The following is a 16,904-nucleotide window of genomic DNA, read 5'->3' as shown; positions in this document are numbered from 1 at the left end:
TCTCAAATCGCGTCGGGAGGCTCGGTCTGGGGGACAGTCAAATCCCTCAGCAACGTCGACAGATCCGGCTCGTCGATAAGCAGCGCCGCATCGGCTGGGGCAAGCCATGCCCGCTGCCGCGTGCCCGCTTCCATCCAACGGGGCAGCTCCTCTGTCACGTTCAGCAGGTAGACGACGACGTCGACGCGGACGAAGCGGCTTGCCAGGCGTTTCCAATAGGAATAGGTGCCGGCCGGCTGTTTCAGGATGTCGCCGAGGACGCCGGCTTCTTCCCGCGCTTCAATCATGGCCGCCTTGCGCCCGCTCTTGCCCTTCATTGGCCAGCCTTTTGGCACGATGAAGCGCCTGGTCGTGCGCGACGTCACAAGCATCACCTCCATGTCGCCGCCGGCGTCCAGCCGAAAGGGGATGGCCGCCACCTGGCGGATCCGTTCCCCCTTCTTTGCCTTGCGTACCGCTGTCTTCTTGGTCGCTGCCATTCCCAGAATCCGGCCGGATCGCGCCCCTGCCCAGAAGGGAGGGCGCCATGCCGCAAAACCCCAAAACCGCCGGCAATGCAACGTGGCATTTTCCGGCAGGTAAGTCGGCTAAATAAATCGAAAATGCCGGCTTGTCAGCGGCACGACGTCAAAATTGCATTGCCCAGCACCTGGCAGCCCGGCTTGACGACCGGCACCTGCGGTCGAGACTGCGGCACGATCTGGCGGTCCAGCTCGCGATTTAGCTGCTGCTGTTGCTGGAACTGCTGCCGCAGCATCCTGTTCTGCAGCTGCAGCAGTTCGTTCTGCTGGACCAGCACATTGCGATTTGTTGGGATAATCACCTGCGCCAAGGCATGGGGAGCCACCGCCGGCACGATCGCCGTCGCCAGCATTGCCGACATCAAAACCGTCGTTGGACGAAGCTGCGGCATCGATCCGCTCCCGCGTTAAAATCTACCATCCATATAGGTCATTTGACAGGCGGTGCCATGGTCGATGGGCAGCCACGCCGAATTGATTGGTTCATCCGCCACGAATCTGCCCACCAACCTGGCATTGCCCTTGACGGCGGAGCTGTCGGCGGACTGAGTTCCTGCTTAGGCCGACCGGGACGATCGGCATTCGCCGATCGCCCTTGGGATCGGGACGATCGGCAGTGCCGATCGCCCGTATCAGTCCACCTCGCGCAGGCGGTAGCCCACGCCGGTCTCGGTGGTGATGTAGCGCGGCTGATCGGGGGTCTTCTCGATCTTCTGCCGGAGCTGGCGAACGTAGACCCTGAGATATTGCACGTCGGTGGAGTCGCCCCAGACCTGCTTCAGCAGGAAATGATGGGTGAGCACCTTGCCGGCGTGCTGCACCAGGATGCGCAAGATGTCGTATTCCTTGGGCGAGAGTTTTACCTCCTTGCCCTCGACGGTGACGATGCGCTTGACCAGGTCGACGGTCAGGTCGCCGGTTTGGAACACCGGCTTCTCGCCCTGCTGCTGGAACTTGTGGCGCAGCGCCACGCGGATGCGGGCGACGAGCTCGTTCATGCCGAACGGCTTGGTGACGTAGTCGTCGGCGCCGAGCTCCAGCGCCGAGACGATGCCGGCCTCGTCGGTGCGGCTGGAGAGGATGACGACGGGAATGTCGAGACCCTCGCCCCGCCATTTGCCGAGCAATTCATGACCGGTCATGCCGGGCAGGCCGAGATCGAGCAGGATCAGGTCCGGCTTCTCCGTCGCCACCAGCTCGATGGCTGCCTTGGCGTTGGGTGCTTCGGAGACCGCATAGCCCTGGCTGCCAAGACCGACGCGCAGCAATTTGCGGATCGGCGGCTCGTCGTCGACGACCAGTATGGTGACGTTCTGATTGGTCATGCCGGATCACCGTTGCTCTGATCGTCCGTACTGGCCCGGCGCATGCCGGGCACATCAGCCGGCACCGGCATGCGGATGGTGAAGATCGCGCCGGCGCGGTCGGTGCGGTTTGCCGCGGTGATCGTGCCTCCCATCGCCTCGATGAAGCCGCGGCTGATCGACAGGCCGAGCCCGGTGCCGGCGCGCACCTGATCGCGCTTGCGCACCCGGTAGAAGGTGTCGAAGATCCGCTCCAGATCATCGGGCGGAATGCCAGGCCCCTCGTCCATGATCTGCAGGATGACGCAGCCGTTGTCGACCCAGCCCTGCAGCCGGATGGTGGAGCCGGGCGGGGCGTATTTGGCGGCATTGTCGAGGAGATTGAAAAGCGCCTGCTCGAACAGCACCGGATCGAGCCTGAGCATCGGCAAGTCGGCGGGGATGTCGATCTCGGTCTTGTGCTCCCCGGTGATCTTGCGTGCGCGGAGCAGGGCCGAGCCTACACTATCGCCGACAAAGTGCAGTGCGTGGTTCGGCTCCATTGCGCCGGATTCGATCTTAGTCATGTCGAGCAGGTTGGCGATGAAGCGGTTCAGCCGCTCCGATTCGTCGAGCACGGTCGACAACAGCTCGGCACGGTCCGTTTCGGGCAGCGCAGCCGCGAATTCCCTCAGCGTGCCGGCCGCGCCCATGATGGCGGCGAGCGGGGTCTTCAGGTCATGCGAAATCGAGGTGAGCAGCGCCGAGCGCAAGCGGTCGGCCTCGGCGGCGAGCTTGGCACGGTCGACGTCGGCGGCGAGCTGGATGCGCTCGATGGCGACCGCCGCCTGGTCGGCAAGCGCATCGAGCAGGCGTTGCTGCTCGGGCGTCAGCAGCGGTCCCTGCCTGTCGTCGTCGAGGCCGACGACGCCGATCGCCGTGCGGCCAGTTCTCAGAGGAAGGTAGAGGCGTTTCGCGCCGGGCAGCGTGTCGGCGCCACGGCCGGCGGCGCGGTTGTGCTCCCAGGCCCAGCGGGCGGCCGCGATGTCGGCCTCGGCCAGCGTGTCGTCGGGCGGATAGCCAGCCTTGACGGTGATCGTTCCGTTCTCGGGCAGCAGCAAGACGACGCGCAGCTTCAGCATCAGCGCGATCTGGAAGGCGGTCGCCCACAACACGTCGTCCAGCGTGCCGGCGCCGGCGAGCTTCCTTGAAAACTGATAGAGGTCCTCCGTGGCGCGCGCCCGCGAGCGGGCGGCGATCGCCTGGCGCTGCACGCGCGCGGTCAGGTTGCTGGCGATGACGGCGACGACGAGGAAGATGGCAAGCGCGACAATGCTCTCGGGATCCCGGATCGTCAGCGTGTAGCGCGGTTCGAGGAAAAAGAAGTTGAACGCCAGGGCACTGACCAGGCAGGCGTAGAGTGCCGGCCAGAGCCCGCCGGTCACGGCCGACGCAAGCACCGCTACGAGAAAGACGATGGCGAGATTGCGGACGTCGAGAAACTGGTCGAGGACCGCGCCGAAGGCGAGCGAGCCGGCGACATAGGCCGTGGCAAACAGATAGGGCCAGATCTCGAAGGGCTTCTGCTCGGCTGCCGTGCCGACAGTCTTCGGCACCGCCTCGCTGGCCTGCTCCGTTCCCGAAATGACGTGGACGCTGATGTCGCCAGCATCGCGGATGAGATCGTAGGTGAGCGAGCCCTCGATCAATTCCCGCCAGCGCGAGCGGGTCGGCCTGCCGATGACGATATGGGTGAAGTTGTTCGCCTTGGCATGGCGAACAATGTCCTGCGCGATGTACTGGCCCGGAATGGTGGTGACCTCGGCGCCGAGCTGCTCGGCGAGGCGCAGGTTCGCCGCCCGCCGGTCCTTGTGGTCTTCGCTCATGCCGGCCGAGCGCGGCGTGTCGACATGCAGCGCCGTCCAGGGGGCGCGAAGCCGGTCGGCCAGCCGGCGCGCATAGCGGATGCGGGCAGCGCCGCCAGGGCGCGCATCGACGCAGACGAGCACCCTTTCGCCCGCCGCCCACGGCCCCGGGATGGCGTGCGACTGCATGTGGTTCAGCAATTGCTCGTCGACGCGCTGGGCGGTGCGGCGCAGCGCCAGCTCGCGCAGCGCCGTCAGATTGCCCGGCGAGAAATAGTTCTCGATGGCGCGCTGGGCGGTGTTGGGGAAATAGACCTTGCCTTCCTCCAGCCGCTTGATCAGGTCGTCCGGCGTGAGATCGATGATCTCGATGTCGTCGGCCTGGTCGATGACGGAATCGGGGACCGTCTCGCGGACCCTGACGCGGGTGATCTGCGCCACAACATCGTTCAGGCTTTCGACATGCTGGATGTTGAGCGTGGTGTAGACGTCGATGCCGTGCGTCAGGATCTCCTGGACGTCGAGATAGCGCTTGGGATGGCGGCTGCCGGGAGCGTTGGTGTGGGCGAGCTCGTCGACGAGTACCAGGGCCGGGCGGCGGACAAGGATGGCGTCGAGGTCCATCTCGTCGAGGACGCGCCCCTTGTAGTCGACCTGGCGGCGCGGGATCAGCTCATAGCCTTCGACCAGCGCCAGGGTTTCCTTGCGGCCGTGCGTCTCGACGATGCCGATCACCACGTCCATGCCGTCGGCCAGCCGGGCGCGGCCGGCCATCAGCATCTCATAGGTCTTGCCGACGCCTGGCGCGGCGCCGAGGAAAATCCGCAGGCGGCCGCGCTCCTCCCGTTCCGCATGCTCGAGCAGCGCGTCGGGAGAGGGTCTGGTTTCGTTGCTTCTGTCGTCCGGCATCTGATCCTGGGTCTGGCGCCAATCCTAAACATGGATGGCGCCGGGTATGCTGTCGATCCCCGGCGCCACCATTCACGGTTTCGTGGCGTCGTCCAGCGCGAGGTTGAGCGCCAGCACGTTGACGACCGGCTCGCCGAGGACGCCGAGCTCACGGTCCTCGACATGGCTTTCGACAAGCGCCTTGAGCTTGGCTTCGCTGATCTCCCTTGCCCTGGCGACGCGGGCAACCTGGAAATAGGCGGCCTCGGGGCTGATGTGCGGATCGAGGCCGCTGCCGGAGGTCGTCACCAGATCCATCGGCACCGGCTGGCTCGGATTTTCCGCCTTCAGCTTGTCGGCATCGCCCTTGATGCGGTCGATCAGCTTAGGGTTGGTCGGACCGAGGTTGGAGCCGCCGGAGGCGGCGGCGTTGTAGCCGTCGCCGGCAGCGGAGGGACGGCCGTGGAAATAGCGGTCGCTGGCAAAAGCCTGGCCGATCAGTTCGGAGCCGATGACCTTGCCGTCCTTCCCGATCAGGCTGCCATTGGCCTGGCGCGGAAACAGCGCCTGGGCGATCCCGGTCATGCCGATCGGGTAGACCAGGCCGGTAAGGATGGTGAAGAAGACGATCATAACGATCGCGGGTCTGATTTGCTTGAGCATGGAGATGATCCTTATGCGAGGCCGAGCGCGGTGACGGCCATGTCGATCGCCTTGATGCCGAGGAAGGGGACGATGACGCCGCCAAGGCCGTAGACGAGGAGATTGCGGCTGAGCAGCGCGCCGGCGCCGATGGCGCGGTATTTGACGCCCTTCAGCGACAGCGGGATCAACGCGATGATGATCAGCGCGTTGAAGATGATGGCCGACAGGATGGCGCTCTGCGGCGTCGCCAGATGCATGATGTTGAGCGCCTGCAGCGGGCCGGTTGTCTGGCCCGGCGCGACATAGAAGACGGCGAACATCGCCGGGATGATGGCGAAGTATTTTGCGACATCGTTGGCGATGGAGAAGGTGGTCAGCGAGCCGCGCGTCATCAGCAGCGCCTTGCCGATCTCGACGATCTCGATCAGCTTGGTCGGGTCGGAATCCAGGTCCACCATGTTGCCCGCTTCACGCGCGGCCACCGTGCCGGTGTTCATGGCGACGCCGACATCGGCCTGGGCGAGCGCCGGCGCATCGTTGGTGCCGTCGCCGCACATGGCGACCAGCTTGCCCTTGGCCTGCTCGTCGCGGATCAGCTTCAGCTTGTCCTCGGGCGTCGCCTGGGCGAGGAAGTCGTCGACGCCTGCCTCCGCCGCGATCGCCGCCGCCGTCATCGGGTTGTCGCCGGTGATCATCACGGTGCGGATGCCCATCTTGCGCAGTTCGGCAAATCGCTCGCGGATGCCGCCCTTGACGATGTCCTTCAGGTGGACGATGCCGAGCAGGCGCCCGTCGCGCTCGACCGCCAGCGGCGTGCCGCCGGACTTGGCGACCTCGTCGGCGATCGCCTGCAGGTCCCGGATCGTCTCGGTGCCCGGCCGCGTTGCATGGCTGGCTGATGTCAACTGGTTGACATGGGCGAGCACGGAATCGACCGCGCCCTTGCGCACCGACGAACCGTCGACGTCGACGCCGCTCATGCGGGTCTGCGCTGTGAAGGGCACGAAGGTCGCGTGCAATGTCGCCATGTCGCGGGCGCGGATGGCGTATTTCTCCTTGGCCAGCACGACGATCGAGCGGCCCTCCGGCGTCTCGTCGGCCAGCGAGGCGAGCTGCGCGGCGTCGGCAAGCTCCTGCTCGGTGACGCCCTTGACCGGACGGAGCTCCGTCGCCTGGCGGTTGCCCAGCGTGATCGTGCCGGTCTTGTCGAGCAGCAGCGTGTCGACGTCGCCGGCGGCCTCGACGGCGCGGCCGGACATGGCCAGCACGTTGAAGCGCACCAGGCGGTCCATGCCGGCGATGCCGATGGCCGAGAGCAGCGCGCCGATCGTCGTCGGGATCAGCGTCACGAACAGCGCGACCAGCACCGTCACCGAGATGTAGCCGCCCGAATAGGAGGCGAAGCTCGGAATGGTGGCGGTGGCTAGCACGAAGATCAGCGTCATGCCGACGAGCAGGATGTTAAGCGCGATCTCGTTCGGCGTCTTCTGGCGTTCAGCACCCTCGACCAGCGAGATCATGCGGTCGAGGAAGGTGTGGCCGGAGGCTGCGGTGATGCGCACGCGGATCCAGTCCGACAGCACCTGCGTGCCGCCGGTGACGGCCGAGCGGTCGCCGCCGGATTCGCGGATGACCGGTGCGGATTCGCCGGTGATCGCCGCTTCGTTCACGGAGGCGACGCCTTCGATCACCTCGCCGTCGGAGGGGATGATGTCGCCGGCCTCGACCAGCACGATGTCGCCGACCTTGAGGCTGGTGCCGGGCACCAGCTTGAACTTGGCGCGGTCCTCGCCGGCGAGCAGCTTGGCCCGGGTCTCGGTGCGCGCCTTGCGCAGCGAGTCGGCCTGCGCCTTGCCGCGGCCTTCGGCGACGGCTTCGGCGAAGTTGGCGAACAGCACGGTGAACCACAGCCAGATGATGATCTGCAGCGTGAAGCCGCGATCGCCGCCGCCGGTGAGCAGGTCCCTGACGAACAGCACGGTGGTAAGCAGCGAGACGACGGCGACGACGAACATCACCGGGTTCTTGACCAGCGTGCGCGGGTTGAGCTTCCTGAAGGCGCCGCCCATGGCGGGCCACAGGATGCGGGCATCGATGATGCTGGCGGATTTGGACTGGCTCATTTTGAGGCTCCAGTATCGATGGTGTTGGACGGCGCCGAGTGGTCGGATGCCGAAAAGGGCGGCCCGTAGACCAGCAGCCAGATCACGATCATGACCACTGCCAGGCCGAGGAAGGTGGATATGGTCGGGAAGGGAGGGGGAGTTGCCTCCCCCTCATTTTCAGCTCGGGGCCGAGCCTTGCGACGCATGAAGGTGAACCGGGACATGGCGTCTATCCAGGCTGGGGCGGGCTCAGAAGGTCTGTCCGCGGATCATCGCCAGGTGTTCGACGATCGGTCCGATCGCCAGCGCCGGGAAGAAGGTGAGGCCGACGACGATCAGGATGACGCCGACCAGCAGGCCGACGAACAGCGGGCCGTCGGTGGGGAAGGTGCCGGCCGACGCGGGCACCGTCTTCTTCGCCACCAGCGAGCCGGCGATGGCCAGCGCCGGAATGATGACCAGGAAGCGGCCCATCAGCATGCCGATGCCGAGTGTGATGTTGTACCAGGGCGTGTTGCCGGTGAGGCCGCCAAAGGCCGAGCCGTTGTTGGCAGCGGCGGACGTGTAGGCGTAGAGGACCTCGGTGAAGCCGTGCGGACCGCCATTACCCATCGAGGCGACGGCGCTCGGCAGCACGACCGCGATGGCCGTGAAGATCAGCATCGCCAGCGGCAGGCAGAGGATGGCCAGCATCGCCATCTTGACCTCCTTGCCCTCGATCTTCTTGCCGAGATATTCGGGCGTGCGACCGACCATCAGGCCGGCGACGAAGACGGTGACGACGATGAACGTCAGGATTCCGTAGAAGCCGGCGCCGACGCCGCCGACGATGACCTCGCCGAGCTGCATGTTGAGGATCGGGACCAGGCCGCCAATGGCGGTGAAGGAATCATGCATGGCGTTGACCGCGCCGCAGGAGGCGGCCGTGGTGATGACGGCGAACAGCGCCGACGCCGCGATGCCGAAGCGTGTCTCCTTGCCTTCCATGTTGCCGCCATCGATGCCGAGCGCATGGACCAGCGGATTGCCCGATGCTTCCGCCCAGTAGCAGACGGCGACGCCGGCGACGAACAGCACGCCCATGGCGGCGAGGATCGCCCAGCCCTGGCGCTGGTTGCCGACCATGCGGCCGAAGACGTTGGTGAGCGCCGCGCCCAGCGCGAAAATCGTCACCATCTGGATCAGGTTGGAGATCGCGTCGGGGTTCTCGAAGGGATGCGCGGCGTTGGCGTTGAAGAAGCCGCCGCCATTGGTGCCGAGCATCTTGATGGCGACTTGCGAGGCGACGGGGCCGAGGGCGAGCGTCTGCCTGGCGCCCTCGATCGTGGTGGCGTCGACATAGGGGCCAAGCGTCTGCGGCATGCCCAGCCAGACATAGACGAGGGTGAGCGGGACGCAGAGCGGCAGCAGGATGTAGAGCGTGCAGCGGGTCACATCGACCCAGAAACTGCCGATCGACTTCGACGAGGCGCGGGCGAAGCCGCGCATCAGCGCCACCGCGATCGCGATGCCGACGGCCGCGGAGACGAAGTTCTGCACGTTAAGGCCGGCCATCTGCACCAGGTAGGACATGGTGCTTTCGCCGCCATAGTTCTGCCAGTTGGTGTTGGTGACGAAGCTGGCGGCGGTGTTGAAGGCGAGGTTCTGCTCGACGGCCGTCATACCGGCGGGGTTGTAGGGCAGCACGCCCTGCAGCCGCTGAAGGGCGTAAAGCAGCAGGAAGCTCGCCAGGCTGAAAACCACGATGCCGGCCGCATAGGTGGTCCAGTGCTGCTCCTCGCGCTCGCTGGTCCCCGAAATGCGATAGAGCCCGCGTTCGATCGGGCCGAAGACCGGCGACAGCAAGGTGCGTTCGCCGTTGAAGACCCGGTACATATAGCCGCCGAGCGGCTTCACCAGCAAAACGACGATCCCGCAATAGACGAGGATCTGTATCCAACCGTTGAGAGTCATGAGAAGAGCTTTCCGTGCCTTGCGCCAGATGCGGTCAGAAGCGTTCCGGGCGAACGAGGGCGTATGTCAGGTAGACGAGCAGGAACAACGTCACGCCGCCGCCGAGGAAATAATCGAGAAGCATTTTTCGGACCTTCCGCTCAGAGAATGTCGCAGGCTGTGATGTAGGCGAAGGATAGGGCGAAGAACAAAACCCCTATCCCGATAACGATGACATCCATCGCGCGTGGTCCTTATTTCCGATTGTCTTCATTCAACCTGCGGTCGGCAGGATCAGAGCGGCACAAGACACCGTCGCCACTCCAATGCAGCAGCCGCTACGGGGCGTTTGCCCCCGGAATATGTATCGGAAGGCCATAAAGGTTCGAGACGGAGCGGACAGGAAAGAAATAGGAATCCCATAAAGATTTCGGACCGACAGGCGGCACTGCCTCTCACTGTCCCGCGGGGCACTTGCAGGCTGGCCTCACCGGATTATCAATAGTCTCGAGACACATTCTGCACGGCTCCCAGGCTTGGCGACGCCCGGTCGATATTCCGAGGAAGGATAGAAATGCTCGACATCGCACCATCTCAGCAGGCGGCCACCTGGCTCGGTTCCTTCGCCCGCACGCTCGAAGCCGGCGACATCGAGGCGGTGGCCAATCTTTTCGTCGAGGACTGCTACTGGCGCGACCTGCTCACCTTCACATGGAACATCAAGACCATGGAGGGCCGGGCGGCGATCCGCGACATGCTGGTGGCGACGCTCGCGACGGCACGGCCGTCGCGATGGAGCCTCACCGGCGAAGCGAGCGTCGACGATGGCATCATCGAGGCCTGGTTCAGCTTCGAGACGGTCGTTGCCAGGGGCGAGGGGATCCTGCGCCTCAAGGACGGTCGCTGCCGGAGCCTGTTCACGGCGATGAGCGAACTCAAGGGATTCGAGGAGCAAAAGGGCCCGGCGCGGCCGCTCGGCATCCGCCACAAGGCCGATCCCGATCGCGAGACCTGGGCGGAGGCGCGGGCACGCGAAGCACGCGACCTCGGTGTCAGGGAGCAGCCCTATTGCCTTGTCATCGGCGGCGGCCAGGGCGGCATCATGCTTGGCGCCAGGCTGAGGCAGCTCGGCGTTCCCGCGCTCATCATCGAGAAGAATGCGCGCGCCGGCGATTCCTGGCGCAACCGCTATCGCTCGCTCGTGCTGCACGATCCGGTCTGGTACGACCATCTGCCCTACATTCCGTTCCCGGAGAACTGGCCGGTGTTCACGCCCAAGGACAAGATGGGCGACTGGCTGGAAATGTATGCCCGGGTGATGGAGCTCAACTACTGGGTCGCCACCAAATGCGTCAGCGCCGCCTATGACGAGGCCGAACAGGTCTGGACGGTCGTCGTCGACCGCGTCGGCCAGCGCATCACGCTGAAGCCCAAGCACATCGTCTTCGCCACCGGCGCCTACGGACCGCCGCGGCGGATCGACCTGCCCGGCGCCGAGGCCTTCAAGGGCGAGATCCTGCATTCCAGCCAGTATGCCAGCGGCGAGAAGTTCCGCGGCAAGCGGGTCGCGGTCATCGGTGCCGCAAGCTCCGGCCATGACGTCAGCGTCGACCTCTGGGAGAGCGGCGCCAAGGTGACCATGGTCCAGCGCTCGCCGACCACGGTGGTGAAGTCCGACACGTTGATGGAGGTCGGCTTCGAGATTTTTTCCGAGAAGGCACTGGCGCGCGGCATCACCACCGACAAGGCCGACATGATCGTCGCCTCGACACCCTTCGCCCTGGTGCCCAAGGGCCAGCGGGCGCTTTACGATGTCATCCGGGAACGCGACGCGGACTTCTATGATCGCCTTCAAGCCTCGGGCTTCGCCATCGATTTTGGCGAGGACGAGACGGGGCTATTGATGAAGGCCTACCGCACCGGCTCCGGCTTCTACATCGATGTCGGCGCCTGCGAGTTGATCCTGAACGGCGAGATCGCGGTCAAGAGCGGCGTCGGCATCAAGTCGCTGACACCGAGCGGCATCCTGTTCGAGGACGGCAGCGAGCTTGCCGTCGATGCAATCGTTTGCAGCACCGGCTTCCAATCGATGAACGAGACGGTGGCGCAGATCGTTTCGCGCGAGGTCGCCGACAAGGTCGGTCCGTGCTGGGGCCTCGGGTCGGGTGTCAAGGGCGACCCCGGACCGTGGCAAGGCGAGTTGCGCAACATGTGGAAGCCGACGGCGCAGGAGGCGCTATGGTTCCACGGCGGCAACCTCGCGCTGTCGCGCTTCTATTCGAAGTTCGTGGCGATGCAGATCAAGGCGCGGATGGAGGGGATTGCGACGCCGGTTTATGGCGAGCCGAGCAACGCCGGGTAAGGTCGACCCCCACTCCGTCGAGCTTCGCTCGCCACCTCTCCCCCGATCGACGGGGAGAGGAAAGGCGCGAATTCGCCAACCCTGGCGCGCCCTTCCTCTCCCTCCGGAGGGGGGAGAGGTGGCGCTGCGAAGCAGCGACGGAGTGGGGGAAGCCATTCGCCAAACGTGCCGCCACCGTAACCCGGGCATCTCCCCTCACGTGGGGGGAGATTGGCCAATCACTTTCCAAAATGCCTGGACGCTACTTCCACATGCGTGTGATGCGCATGCGGCTCGAAGCGTTCGGTCTCATTTTGGTCGCCGGCGTCGTTCGGCCACCATGTGCCGCCGATGACGATGCCTTCTGAGACCAGCCGCTGATCGGCGACCAACGCGGCGCCGACCGCGTCGACGAAGGTGAAGCGGCCGGCTTGCTGTCGCAGAACCGCGACGTCGCCGATGCCGCCGACCTTGAGCGTGCCAAGCTCCGGCCTGGCGATCGCCTCGGCCGGCCGCTGCGTCGCTGCGCGCAGAACTTCGGTAAGCGGCATGCCGAGCGCCATCAGCTTCGACATGCAGACGAGGATGTCGAAGGCGGGGCCGTCGACGCAGTAGAGATGCACGTCGCTCGAGATGACGTCAGGCGCAAGTCCCTCGCCGAGCATCGCCTTCGCGACTTCGAAGTCGAAGGAGCCCATTCCGTGGCCGATGTCGAAGATGACGCCGCGCTCGCGCGCCAGCCGCATGTCCGGGCGCACCGCGCCCGAGGCGAAGACCGGCGCGTTGGGGAAGGGGCGGAAGCAGTGGGTGAGGATGTCGCCGCGGCGCAGCCGGGGCAGCACTTCGGAGCGGCCGGGCGGCGGCTCGTCAATATGCGCCATCAGCGGCAGGCCGGCCTGATCGGCCGCCTCCAGGGCCAGGTCGACCGGGGCGATGCCGCTGGTGCCGCCGGCATGCTTGCCGGAGCGCACCTTGACGCCGACGACGACATCGGCGTGCTCGCGCACCGCGGCGACCGTCTCGCGCGGCTCGCAGAGCCGCAGATCGCTGCACTCGCCGACCGACACCGTCTGCGAGAAGCCGAAGATGCCGGCGAAGGAGATGTTGACGTAGGCGAGGATGCGGACCCTCGAGCGCTCGATGACGTGACGGCGGAAGCCGAGGAAATTGCCGGCGCCGGCGCTGCCGGCGTCGATGAAGGTGGTGGTGCCGCTCTTCGCCGCCAGCCGGTCGGCGTCGACACCGAGCGAGGTGCCGCCCCAATAGACGTGGCTGTGCAGGTCGATCAGTCCCGGCGTGACGAGGCAATCCCGCGCATCGATGACCTGCGTTGCGTGCTCGGCATCGATGGCGGCCTCGATCGCGGCGACATGGCCATCGGCGATGGCAAGGTCGCGCGGCGCATCGAGTCCGGAAGCCGGATCGATGACACGGCCGCCCTTGATCAGGAGATCGAATTGCATCGGGCCAACCTCCGGCTTGTTCGTTGTGGTGTCAGAGCGGTCGGTAGGCGACGGCTTCGACCTCGATCTTGATGTCGATCATCAGTCGCGACTCGACCGTGGTGCGGGCCGGCGGATCCTTGGGGAAATGCCTGGCATAGACGGTGTTGAAGGTGCCGAAGTCGCGCGCGTCCTCCAGCCACACCGTCGTCTTGACGACATCGTCCATGGTGCAGCCGGCAAGCGCCAGGGCCGCCTTGATGTTCTGAAGCACCTGCTCGGTCTGCTCGACGATGCCACCCTTGACCACCATGCCGTCGCTGCCGACCGGCACCTGGCCCGAGACATAGACGAAATCGCCGGCGCGGACGGCTGGCGAAAGCGGCACATGGGACGTTCCGAAACACTGCTTGGGCAAGGAATAGCCTCCTGTTCAGACATGGCAGGACGGTTGCTGGTCCCGCCGTTGCCGACCCTCTACCCCTATCGACGCGATCCTCCTAGTGCCCGCTGTTGGAAAGCAACATTCTTAGCGATGGATGTTGCTTTCTTACAGGCAGGCCAGCATCTTGCGCCGCCATGCCGGCCGCGACCCAGGAGAAAGAAAAATGACCTTCGACAAGAACCCGTTTCCGGCCGGTGACGCCGATCGCCACGCGCTGTGGGAAATGCTGGTGCGGCGCGACATCGATGCCTTTCTCTCGCAGGACTGGTCGATGGTCGAGGACGATTTCGTCGCCGAAAGTTTCTTCGGCATGCATGCGCATTTCCTCAACGACGCGGACGCCTGGCGGCTGCAGTTTCCGACGCTTGTCGCCTATCGCGACGAATGGCTGCGCCAGGCGAAGGAGACCGCGGCGACGGCATTCGCCGAGCCGCTGCGCGAGGCGCTGTTCCGTGTCACCAACATGCGCGACATCGACGTCGACGGCGATCGCGCGGTGCTGCACAAGAAGTTCAACGGTTCGGTCACCAAGGCGGACGGCAGCGTCGACAGGCTGAAATGGCAGACGCTCTATTTCTGCTCGAAGGCGGGCGGCCGCTGGAAGATAACGGGTTTTGTCGGCTACATGCCGCATCCGCTGGGAAGCTAGGCTGCAGCTGACGCCTTCGGCCTTAGGCTGCAGCTGAAGCCTTCGGCCTACTGCCCTTTGATGCTCTCGGCGATCTCGTGCAGCACCTTGCGGTCGGTGCCGTGCCGCTTGATGAGCGTGCGGGCCTGTTCCGGCGTGATGCCGGCTTCCTCGGCGAAATGCCTGACCTCGTAGTCCTCGTCGCCGGCCACTTGCGAACGGTCGCGGTTGTCGGTCTTCGTCTTGTCGTCGGCCATGACTGCGTTCCTCGTTCAACACGAGATAACGAAGAGGGTCGGGTGGGGTTCCCGGACCCTGGGATTCAACGCGAGCGCAGGGATGCGCAAGGAGCAAGCAGGCTCGGGCCTTAATGTGTCCGGTGGTCGAAAACCACGCCCATGGTCTTACCAATTGCCGCCATCAGGATCAGCTCGACCAGATGGTCGTCGCTGTCGTCGCAAGCCGGACCGATGCGACGGATGGCGTCGATCGCCGCCCGGGTCGATACGGTATCGCCGGCGCGGAATCTCGAAAGCGCAGAGGAAACAAGTTCTTCTGCCGTCGGGTCGATGGCTGCCACTTTCGGCACGATGGTCATTGGCCTCCTCCTGCCATGAACCCTCACACGGACAATGATACGCCAAAGGCCGGCCGGCGCCAGCGAAATGGTGGTCCGACCAGTGTCACTGGCGACAGCCTGCCGCCATTGCCTACCCTGTCCTCGATGATCCGCAACTACGCCGCTGTCACGAGCAACCGATGGTGTGCTTGGGCGGCGCGTCGTTTTCGTCCGGGTTGGGAACCGGGTCTTCGTCCGGAAGCCGCTCCGGTTCCGGCTCGCGCATCGGCTCCGGTTCGGGAAGCGGCGGCGGCGTTGGCATCGGAGTGGGCGTGGGATCGGGATTGGGAAGAATTGCCATCCTGTGTTGTCCCTGCGCTCGGTGTCTCAGGCGCGTTCGTTCAGGCTCGACGTTCGGGTGATGCGGGCAGAACGGCTGCGCCCCGCGCATGGTTCCGACTGACCTCTGCGCGCCGGCCGCGGCATGCGGTCACGCCGCCCCCGAAAATGATTCACGACGCGGCCCGTTCCGGGTCTTGCCGACCATCGGCGGCGCCATAATTCCACTTCAGGGGTTGGGTCATCTGCTGAAACAGGAGGCGGCCGTGAAACACCAAACCGTGGACCAACTCAATGCCGTTGCCGACGTTCATGCCGAAGCAACGTCTCTCTTCGCAACCCGAGCCCAACGCCTCGAACGCTGGGCGAAACTACTGGAACAAAATCTCGATCGGCGCCTCGTGGCGCTCACTGGCACCGAGTACACGGCGCCCGACCTGCGTGACAAAATGCGCTGCGCCGGATCTCCGATCGATGTCGCCTTCGAGGATCCGATCTTTCGCGCGCAAGGCCTGGCCGATGACACCTACGGCGAAGCCAGGCGCTTCTTCGAGCTGAGCGACTGGCAGCTGCACGAGATCGTCTGCCATTGCCATGTCGGCGCGTCGTTGCCGGCCAGATGGACTGCCTCCCGCGTGCGCGCGGCAATCTCTCCCGGATCGGGCGTCTTCGCCTGGCTGAGAGCCTTGTTCATCCACTGACAGGGTGGTGAGGCCGCCGACTTGAAGCGGCTCCGGTTCGACCTCGAACCGGACCGCTTTCATCGTGGATGGAGCGACGTTCAGACCGAAAGGGTCCTGCGCGGCCGGGCGCCCTTGCAGCCGAGCGAGCGACGATCGGGTCCGTCGCCCGGCGCGCCGGTCAAGTCGTTGTCTGGATGATCAGCGTCAGCGTGCCGTCGCCGTCGATGTTGGCCGCGACGACTTGCGAGGAGTTGAGCCCGTTGGCCTGCAACACGGACAATGCCTGCGGCGAGGCATCGACGGAACGCTGCAGCTCCAGCAGCTCGTCGGCGCTGGTCTCGGTGATCACGGCTTCCGCCTGCTGCTTGAGTTCCGCCGGCAGGTCCTCCACCGCGACGAGGGCGATGTTGGTGAAATCCTGTCCGGAGAGGTTCTGGTCGGGCGCCGGCTGATCCGGCAGCGCCTGCTGTGCCGGGGGCAGGTTCTGCTGCGGGTCGGCAAGTTGCGCCGAGGCCGGCTGGGACAGGGCGAGCGCAGAGAGCGCGACGATCGCCGTCAACATCCGCATCGTCTTTCCTTCCGTTCTTTTGGGGTGGTGTCCTTGCGACACAACCAATCCGCGGACCGATGGTTCCCGAATGAGGAAGGCACCAGAGCGGGGCCGCCACCCGGCGGCGCCATCAGGCCGAGATGGAACGTTTCGGACAGGCGTTCATTTTTCCAGATCACCCATTGGCGAGGGGCGCTGCAACGTGAGGAGAGAACCATGAAAATCAGGGATTGCATGACGCAGGCCGTTCGGGTCGCCAGTCCCGACCAGACCTTGCGGGACGCGGCTCGGGCCATGGCCGATCTCGACGCCGGTGTCTTGCCCGTCGGCGAGAACGACCGGCTGGTCGGAATGATCACCGATCGCGACATTGCCGTTCGCGGCGTCGCGGAAGGCAAAGGCCCGGATACGAAGATAAGGGAGGTGATGAGCGCGGAGGTGAAATATTGCTTCGACGACCAGGAAGTGGACGACATCCTGCGCAACATGGGTGACCTGAAGCTTCGGCGGATGCCGGTCCTCAGCCGCGACCACCGGCTGGTCGGCATCATTTCGCTCGGCGACCTCGCCACCAGCAGCAACGCGGCATGGGCCGGCGAGGCGCTTGGCGGCATTTCACAGCCGGGCGGCGAGCATTCACAGACCGCGCACTGACGGATCACGCCAGCGCGTCTAAAG

19 protein-coding genes are annotated in these 16,904 nt (G+C 65.3%); 4 read left to right on the top strand and 15 right to left on the bottom strand.

The features are described 5' to 3' along the window. Positions 1–2: 2 nt before the first annotated feature. The 9 genes from EN786_RS03060 to EN786_RS03020 form a co-directional block, all read right to left on the bottom strand. Complete coding sequence (locus EN786_RS03060; RefSeq protein ID WP_127310119.1) at positions 3–479, bottom strand: NUDIX hydrolase; 477 nt, start codon at positions 477–479, stop codon at positions 3–5. Positions 480–613: 134 nt separating this feature from the next. Then, positions 614–913, bottom strand: a complete 300-nt coding sequence (locus EN786_RS03055; protein WP_127310118.1) for a hypothetical protein — start codon at positions 911–913, stop codon at positions 614–616. 240 nt (positions 914–1,153) lie between these two features. After that, positions 1,154–1,846, bottom strand: coding sequence for a response regulator transcription factor (locus EN786_RS03050; RefSeq protein WP_127310117.1), 693 nt, complete (start codon positions 1,844–1,846; stop codon positions 1,154–1,156). Further along, on the bottom strand, positions 1,843–4,578 hold the full coding sequence (locus EN786_RS03045) for a sensor histidine kinase KdpD (RefSeq protein ID WP_127310116.1): 2,736 nt from the start codon (positions 4,576–4,578) through the stop codon (positions 1,843–1,845). The genes EN786_RS03050 and EN786_RS03045 overlap by 4 nt, the downstream gene beginning before the upstream one ends. 72 nt (positions 4,579–4,650) lie before the next feature. Then, complete coding sequence (gene kdpC, locus EN786_RS03040; RefSeq protein ID WP_127310115.1) at positions 4,651–5,220, bottom strand: potassium-transporting ATPase subunit KdpC; 570 nt, start codon at positions 5,218–5,220, stop codon at positions 4,651–4,653. Between the two features lie 11 nt (positions 5,221–5,231). Next, positions 5,232–7,325, bottom strand: a complete 2,094-nt coding sequence (kdpB, locus tag EN786_RS03035) for a potassium-transporting ATPase subunit KdpB (RefSeq protein WP_127310114.1) — start codon at positions 7,323–7,325, stop codon at positions 5,232–5,234. After that, entirely contained in the window at positions 7,322–7,531 is a 210-nt protein-coding gene (locus EN786_RS03030; RefSeq protein WP_127310113.1) for a hypothetical protein, read from the bottom strand. Before EN786_RS03030 ends, kdpB begins: the two co-directional genes overlap by 4 nt. A gap of 25 nt (positions 7,532–7,556) precedes the next feature. Beyond that, a complete protein-coding gene (kdpA, locus tag EN786_RS03025; RefSeq protein ID WP_127310112.1) occupies positions 7,557–9,260 on the bottom strand; it encodes a potassium-transporting ATPase subunit KdpA in 1,704 nt (567 codons plus the stop codon). A 34-nt stretch (positions 9,261–9,294) separates the two neighbouring features. After that, the gene (locus EN786_RS03020; RefSeq protein WP_126058331.1) at positions 9,295–9,384 is read right to left on the bottom strand and encodes a K(+)-transporting ATPase subunit F; all 90 of its coding nucleotides are present in this window, start codon (positions 9,382–9,384) and stop codon (positions 9,295–9,297) included. Positions 9,385–9,813: 429 nt separating this feature from the next. Here EN786_RS03020 and EN786_RS03015 point away from each other — a divergent pair, with 429 nt between their 5' ends. Continuing rightward, the gene (locus EN786_RS03015) at positions 9,814–11,601 is read left to right on the top strand and encodes an NAD(P)/FAD-dependent oxidoreductase (RefSeq protein WP_135907957.1); all 1,788 of its coding nucleotides are present in this window, start codon (positions 9,814–9,816) and stop codon (positions 11,599–11,601) included. A gap of 218 nt (positions 11,602–11,819) precedes the next feature. On the opposite strand, the gene EN786_RS03010 is transcribed toward EN786_RS03015, so the two are convergent. Then, positions 11,820–13,043 carry an amidohydrolase/deacetylase family metallohydrolase gene (locus tag EN786_RS03010; protein ID WP_127312150.1) on the bottom strand — a complete coding sequence of 408 codons (1,224 nt, stop codon included), beginning with the start codon at positions 13,041–13,043 and terminating at the stop codon, positions 11,820–11,822. A 31-nt stretch (positions 13,044–13,074) separates the two neighbouring features. Then, positions 13,075–13,440, bottom strand: a complete 366-nt coding sequence (locus EN786_RS03005) for a RidA family protein (RefSeq protein WP_127283517.1) — start codon at positions 13,438–13,440, stop codon at positions 13,075–13,077. A gap of 190 nt (positions 13,441–13,630) precedes the next feature. On the opposite strand from EN786_RS03005, the gene EN786_RS03000 reads away from it, so the two are divergent. After that, the gene (locus EN786_RS03000) at positions 13,631–14,116 is read left to right on the top strand and encodes a hypothetical protein (RefSeq protein WP_127283518.1); all 486 of its coding nucleotides are present in this window, start codon (positions 13,631–13,633) and stop codon (positions 14,114–14,116) included. 47 nt (positions 14,117–14,163) lie between these two features. Here EN786_RS03000 and EN786_RS02995 read toward each other — a convergent pair whose 3' ends face one another. The 3 genes from EN786_RS02995 to EN786_RS37580 all read right to left on the bottom strand — a co-directional run bounded on the left by EN786_RS02995 (position 14,164) and on the right by EN786_RS37580 (position 15,015). After that, positions 14,164–14,352 (bottom strand): DUF3606 domain-containing protein, encoded by a 189-nt coding sequence (locus EN786_RS02995; RefSeq protein WP_126058336.1) that lies wholly within the window; start codon positions 14,350–14,352, stop codon positions 14,164–14,166. Between the two features lie 110 nt (positions 14,353–14,462). Continuing rightward, on the bottom strand, positions 14,463–14,693 hold the full coding sequence (locus EN786_RS02990; protein WP_127283519.1) for a hypothetical protein: 231 nt from the start codon (positions 14,691–14,693) through the stop codon (positions 14,463–14,465). A gap of 148 nt (positions 14,694–14,841) precedes the next feature. Further along, on the bottom strand, positions 14,842–15,015 hold the full coding sequence (locus EN786_RS37580; RefSeq protein WP_187331323.1) for a hypothetical protein: 174 nt from the start codon (positions 15,013–15,015) through the stop codon (positions 14,842–14,844). Positions 15,016–15,259: 244 nt separating this feature from the next. Between EN786_RS37580 and EN786_RS02985 the strand changes: the two genes are divergently transcribed. Next, positions 15,260–15,694 carry a hypothetical protein gene (locus EN786_RS02985; RefSeq protein WP_127283530.1) on the top strand — a complete coding sequence of 145 codons (435 nt, stop codon included), beginning with the start codon at positions 15,260–15,262 and terminating at the stop codon, positions 15,692–15,694. A gap of 160 nt (positions 15,695–15,854) precedes the next feature. Here EN786_RS02985 and EN786_RS02980 read toward each other — a convergent pair whose 3' ends face one another. Next, positions 15,855–16,238, bottom strand: a complete 384-nt coding sequence (locus tag EN786_RS02980; RefSeq protein ID WP_245494469.1) for a hypothetical protein — start codon at positions 16,236–16,238, stop codon at positions 15,855–15,857. A 204-nt stretch (positions 16,239–16,442) separates the two neighbouring features. Between EN786_RS02980 and EN786_RS02975 the strand changes: the two genes are divergently transcribed. Continuing rightward, positions 16,443–16,880 (top strand): CBS domain-containing protein, encoded by a 438-nt coding sequence (locus EN786_RS02975; protein WP_127283521.1) that lies wholly within the window; start codon positions 16,443–16,445, stop codon positions 16,878–16,880. The last annotated feature ends 24 nt before the right edge of the window (positions 16,881–16,904 follow it).

This window comes from Mesorhizobium sp. M4B.F.Ca.ET.143.01.1.1 (genome assembly GCF_004792275.1).
In the GTDB taxonomy this organism is placed as follows: Bacteria; Pseudomonadota; Alphaproteobacteria; order Rhizobiales; family Rhizobiaceae; genus Mesorhizobium; species Mesorhizobium abyssinicae.
This window is presented reverse-complemented; position numbering and strand designations above follow the sequence as displayed.

Bases quoted from the DNA above. Each gene is read 5' to 3' on its own strand.
- EN786_RS03045 (WP_127310116.1), bottom strand. From the start codon at position 4,578: ATGCCGGACGACAGAAGCAACGAAACCAGACCCTCTCCCGACGCGCTG.
- EN786_RS37580 (WP_187331323.1), bottom strand. From the start codon at position 15,015: ATGGCAATTCTTCCCAATCCCGATCCCACGCCCACTCCGATGCCAACG.
- EN786_RS02980 (WP_245494469.1), bottom strand. From the start codon at position 16,238: ATGTTGACGGCGATCGTCGCGCTCTCTGCGCTCGCCCTGTCCCAGCCG.
- EN786_RS03020 (WP_126058331.1), bottom strand. From the start codon at position 9,384: ATGCTTCTCGATTATTTCCTCGGCGGCGGCGTGACGTTGTTCCTGCTC.
- EN786_RS03000 (WP_127283518.1), top strand. From the start codon at position 13,631: ATGACCTTCGACAAGAACCCGTTTCCGGCCGGTGACGCCGATCGCCAC.
- kdpC (WP_127310115.1), bottom strand. From the start codon at position 5,220: ATGCTCAAGCAAATCAGACCCGCGATCGTTATGATCGTCTTCTTCACC.
- EN786_RS02995 (WP_126058336.1), bottom strand. From the start codon at position 14,352: ATGGCCGACGACAAGACGAAGACCGACAACCGCGACCGTTCGCAAGTG.
- EN786_RS03050 (WP_127310117.1), bottom strand. From the start codon at position 1,846: ATGACCAATCAGAACGTCACCATACTGGTCGTCGACGACGAGCCGCCG.
- EN786_RS03015 (WP_135907957.1), top strand. From the start codon at position 9,814: ATGCTCGACATCGCACCATCTCAGCAGGCGGCCACCTGGCTCGGTTCC.
- EN786_RS03060 (WP_127310119.1), bottom strand. From the start codon at position 479: ATGGCAGCGACCAAGAAGACAGCGGTACGCAAGGCAAAGAAGGGGGAA.
- EN786_RS03055 (WP_127310118.1), bottom strand. From the start codon at position 913: ATGCCGCAGCTTCGTCCAACGACGGTTTTGATGTCGGCAATGCTGGCG.
- kdpA (WP_127310112.1), bottom strand. From the start codon at position 9,260: ATGACTCTCAACGGTTGGATACAGATCCTCGTCTATTGCGGGATCGTC.
- EN786_RS03030 (WP_127310113.1), bottom strand. From the start codon at position 7,531: ATGTCCCGGTTCACCTTCATGCGTCGCAAGGCTCGGCCCCGAGCTGAA.
- EN786_RS03010 (WP_127312150.1), bottom strand. From the start codon at position 13,043: ATGCAATTCGATCTCCTGATCAAGGGCGGCCGTGTCATCGATCCGGCT.
- EN786_RS02990 (WP_127283519.1), bottom strand. From the start codon at position 14,693: ATGACCATCGTGCCGAAAGTGGCAGCCATCGACCCGACGGCAGAAGAA.
- kdpB (WP_127310114.1), bottom strand. From the start codon at position 7,325: ATGAGCCAGTCCAAATCCGCCAGCATCATCGATGCCCGCATCCTGTGG.
- EN786_RS02975 (WP_127283521.1), top strand. From the start codon at position 16,443: ATGAAAATCAGGGATTGCATGACGCAGGCCGTTCGGGTCGCCAGTCCC.